4 protein-coding genes are annotated in these 2,168 nt (G+C 68.4%); all 4 read left to right on the forward strand.

Going from position 1 to position 2,168, the window contains the following annotated elements:
- Nucleotides 1-407, forward strand: a 407-nt coding sequence (locus JMF90_RS34395) for a Phenylacetic acid catabolic protein (RefSeq protein ID WP_201326102.1), incomplete at its 5' end; no start/stop codon positions are given.
- A 36-nt stretch (nt 408-443) separates the two neighbouring features.
- Nucleotides 444-728, forward strand: coding sequence for a 1,2-phenylacetyl-CoA epoxidase subunit PaaB (gene paaB / locus JMF90_RS34400; RefSeq protein WP_011546649.1), 285 nt, complete (start codon nt 444-446; stop codon nt 726-728).
- A 10-nt stretch (nt 729-738) separates the two neighbouring features.
- On the forward strand, nt 739-1,542 hold the full coding sequence (gene paaC, locus JMF90_RS34405) for a 1,2-phenylacetyl-CoA epoxidase subunit PaaC (protein WP_023476808.1): 804 nt from the start codon (nt 739-741) through the stop codon (nt 1,540-1,542).
- A 25-nt stretch (nt 1,543-1,567) separates the two neighbouring features.
- Nucleotides 1,568-2,131, forward strand: a complete 564-nt coding sequence (paaD, locus tag JMF90_RS34410; RefSeq protein ID WP_125380934.1) for a 1,2-phenylacetyl-CoA epoxidase subunit PaaD — start codon at nt 1,568-1,570, stop codon at nt 2,129-2,131.
- Nucleotides 2,132-2,168: the final 37 nt, after the last annotated feature.

The raw sequence follows: 2,168 nt of genomic DNA on the forward strand, positions 1-2,168 counted from the left end.
CGATGGTCCAGCAGGCGGTCGACCGCTGGTGGTGGCCGGTGCTGATGATGTTCGGCCCGAGCGACGCCGATTCGGTCCACAGCAGCCAGTCCGCGAAATGGGGCATCAAGCGGATCTCGAACGACGATCTGCGCCAGAAATTCGTCGACGCGACGGTCGACCAGGCCAAGGTGCTCGGCGTGACGCTGCCCGACCCCGACCTGAAATGGAACGAAGCGCGCGGCCACCACGACTACGGCACGATCGACTGGGACGAATTCTGGCGCGTGGTCAACGGCGACGGCCCGTGCAACAAGGAACGCCTCGCGACGCGCGTGAAAGCACACGAGGACGGCGCCTGGGTGCGCGAAGCCGCGCTCGCACACGAAGCGAAGCGCCGCGCCCGCGCCGAACAGCACGCCGCCTGAGCGGCACCCCTCGAATTCAGGAATCTGGAGAAAGTGATGAACAAGGAATGGCCGATCTGGGAAGTGTTCGTGCGCAGCAAGCAGGGCCTCGACCACAAGCATTGCGGCAGCCTGCACGCCGCCGACGCGACGATGGCGCTGCGCATGGCGCGCGACGTGTACACGCGTCGCCAGGAAGGCGTGAGCATCTGGGTGGTGCCGTCGTCGGCGATCACCGCGTCGGACCCGGCCGAGAAGGCCGAACTGTTCGAGCCGGCGGGCGACAAGATCTACCGTCACCCGACGTTCTATACGTTGCCCGACGAAGTCAACCACATGTAACGCCCGCGCCATGACGATCACGCCCGAACACCTCTCCTACGTGCTGCGTCTCGCGGACAATGCGCTGATCCTCGGTCAGCGCAACGCCGAATGGTGCGGCCACGGCCCGATCCTCGAGGAAGACATCGCGCTCACCAACATGAGCCTCGACCTCATCGGCCAGGCGCGCATGCTGTATACGCACGCGGCCGAGCTCGAGCGCCAGCTCACCGGCGCGACGAAGACGGAAGACGATTACGCGTACTTCCGCACCGAGCGCGAGTTCGCGAATTTCACGCTCGCCGAGTTGCCGCACTACGGCCCCGTCTCCGGTACCGCGCACGCCGACAAGGACTACGCGGTGACGATCGTGCGCAACTTCCTGTACGCGGCGCTGATGCTGCACGTATGGAGCGCGCTGGAGACGTCGACCGACACGCAGCTGGCCGCGATCGCCGCGAAATCGGTGAAGGAAACCCGCTATCACGTCCAGCATGCGCGCGAATGGCTCGTGCGCCTCGGCGACGGCACCGACGAATCGCACCGCCGCGCGCAGGCCGCGCTCGACTATCTGATGCCGTACACGCGCGAATTCTTCGCCGCCGATGAAATCGACGACGCGATCGTCGCGGCGGGCATCGGCCCGGCACCGGCCGCGATCGAGGCCGCGTGGCGCGCGGACGTGGACGACGCACTCGCCGAAGCCACGCTCACGCCGCCTGCGCCCGTGAAACATGTGACGACCGGCAAGCAGGGCGAGCATTCGGAACACATGGGCTACCTGCTCGCCGAAATGCAGAGCCTCGCGCGCCAGCACCCCGGCGCGAGCTGGTAACCGGCCCACGCCACGGAGCCCGACGATGTCCGCCCAGACCGCCGCCCCTGTCCACGCCGCGCCCCCCGCGCACCGCGACGATCCGCTGCTCGCCCGCGCGTGGGACGTGCTCGAAGCCGTGCCCGATCCGGAGATCCCGGTCGTGTCGATCCGCGAGCTCGGCATCCTGCGCGACGTCCGCCGCGCGGACGACGGCCAGCTCGAAGTCGTGATCACGCCGACCTACTCGGGCTGCCCGGCGATGTCGCAGATCGCCGAGGACATCGCCGCCGCGCTGCAGGCCGCCGATCTGCCGCCGCACCGGATCGAGACGGTGCTCGCCCCCGCGTGGACGACCGACTGGATCACGCAGGAAGCGCGCGACAAGCTGCGGGCCTACGGCATCGCGCCGCCGGTCGGCCAATGCGGCAGCGCCGCGCCGCGGGAGAACGTCGTGCGCTTCGTGCCGCGGCCGGTCGCGGCGCCCGCCTGCCCGCGCTGCGGCTCCGCGCGCACCGAACGTCTCGCGCAATTCGCGTCCACGGCGTGCAAGGCGCTGTATCGCTGTATCGACTGCCGCGAACCCTTCGACTACTTCAAACCCTACTGAATATGGCGACCCCGCAATTTCATCCGCTGCGTATCCG

This window comes from Burkholderia sp. E168m23 (assembly GCF_016586125.1).
In the GTDB taxonomy this organism is placed as follows: Bacteria; Pseudomonadota; Gammaproteobacteria; order Burkholderiales; family Burkholderiaceae; genus Burkholderia; species Burkholderia orbicola.